The 1,728-nt window shown below is 65.5% G+C and carries 2 protein-coding genes; one reads left to right on the forward strand and one right to left on the reverse strand.

Translation table 11 applies throughout. From position 1 onward, the window contains the following. On the forward strand, positions 1 to 800 hold an 800-nt coding region (locus DBR23_RS26785; protein ID WP_369882176.1), incomplete at its 5' end, for a branched-chain amino acid ABC transporter permease. A gap of 56 nt (positions 801 to 856) precedes the next feature. Here DBR23_RS26785 and DBR23_RS26790 read toward each other — a convergent pair. After that, positions 857 to 1,728: lipocalin-like domain-containing protein (locus DBR23_RS26790; RefSeq protein ID WP_108500104.1), on the reverse strand; the 872-nt coding region annotated here is incomplete at its 5' end.

Below are 1,728 nucleotides of genomic sequence, written 5' to 3' on the forward strand. Positions count from 1 at the left end.
TGGCTGGCCACGCCATCAAGGTGTGGGGCCTGACGCCTGAGGTGGGTCTGCTGCTCGGCACCGCCGGTGGCGCGCTGCTGGGCTTGCTGTTTGGCTGGCTGGCCATTCGCCGCCAGGGCATTTACTTCTCCATGATCACATTGGCGCTGGCGCAGATGCTGTTCTTTGCCTGTCTCCAAGCCCCCTTCACGGGTGGTGAGGACGGCTTGCAGGGTGTGCCGCGCGGCAAGCTGTTTGGCGTGATCGATCTGCAAAGCGACCTCGTCATGTACTACGTGGCCCTGGTCATCGTGGTCGCAGCCTTCTTGCTGATCGTGCGCACCATTCACTCGCCGTTTGGCCAGGTGCTCAAGGGCATCAAGGAGAACGAGCCCCGCGCCATCTCGCTGGGCTATGACACGCACCGCTTCAAGCTGCTGGCCTTTGTGTTGTCGGCGGCTCTGGCGGGCCTCGCAGGCTCTCTCAAGACCCTGGTGCTCGGCTTTGCCACGCTGTCCGATGTGCACTGGACCGCGTCGGGTCAGGTCATCCTGATGACCCTGGTAGGCGGCCTGGGCACGCTGTCGGGCCCGCTCATCGGCTCGGCTGTGGTGGTGCTGCTGGAGAACAAGATCGGTGAATTCGGCAACCTGTTGGCCGCCTTGACCAGCGTGGAATGGTTCAAGACCCTGGGCGAATCCGTCACCATGGTCACGGGCCTGATTTTCGTGATCTGCGTGCTGGCCTTCCGCCGCGGCATCATGGGCGAGATCATTGCCTGGCTGGCGCAGCGCCGCGCAGGCAACTCCGCCAAGCATTGAGGGGGTGACGCCGCCCGATCTGGCGGTATCTTTCTGACATCAAGCCGCTGCAGCCTTCACAGGCGCAGCGGCTTTGCGTATCCAGTCATCTCCAGGTAACCCCTGCCCACGGGCTGGCCTGTGGCACCCATCAGGTCCGACAGCCCTTCCCAATAGATCGCACCCGTCGATCCGCTGCTGTCCAGCTCCTGGCTGTCCAGCAGCGCGTTCACTGCAAAGCTGCCTGCGGGCGTTTCCACCTGCCACTGCACCGGGTAGCGCGCGCCACTGCGTGGGCTGGTCCACCACCGCATGGGGGTGAACGCCACAGACTGCGCCCCAAACACCTGCACCGGCTGCCCGGGTGCCCGCCATGATCCCCCAGCCCACAGCGCTGATCCATCGGCCCGCCGCAGTCGGAATGCCGTGAGCGCGCTGCCGTCGTGCAGGTTCATGCCGATCCAGTCCCACCCCTGCGCGTCGGGGTGCAGCAGTGCCTCGCTCCACTCGTGATCCATCCAGGCGCGGCCCGTGTCGGGTGTCACCGCCATGCGTTTGTTGCCCACCTGCAAGGTGCCGCTGACGGCGAGCTGGGGCTGGCTGTAGTAGTGGCTGGCCTGCTCGGCGTCCGGCCCCTTGCGGGACAGCCCTTGCTGCCCCTGCAGCAGCACGGGCTGGGTGCTGTCAAACACTAGGTCCAGCCCAAAATCGCTGCCCACGATGTGGGTGGTGTAGCGGCTGGCTGCAAAGTCTGACTTGCCGCGCGCTGTGTCGCTGCGCTCCAGCGTCCAGTCCTGCAGGCGGATGCGGGTGTCGGCCTCACTGGCCTGCGCCACCCCAAAACCGGCACGCGCAATCCGCTGGTCATGCACCAGCTGCTGGCCTCGCACATCGGTAATGGCGGCGTGCGCAAACAGCAGGTGTTTGGCCGCAAAGGCGGACTGCAACT

Source organism: Acidovorax sp. HMWF018 (genome assembly GCF_003061035.1).
In the GTDB taxonomy this organism is placed as follows: Bacteria; Pseudomonadota; Gammaproteobacteria; order Burkholderiales; family Burkholderiaceae_C; genus Acidovorax; species Acidovorax delafieldii.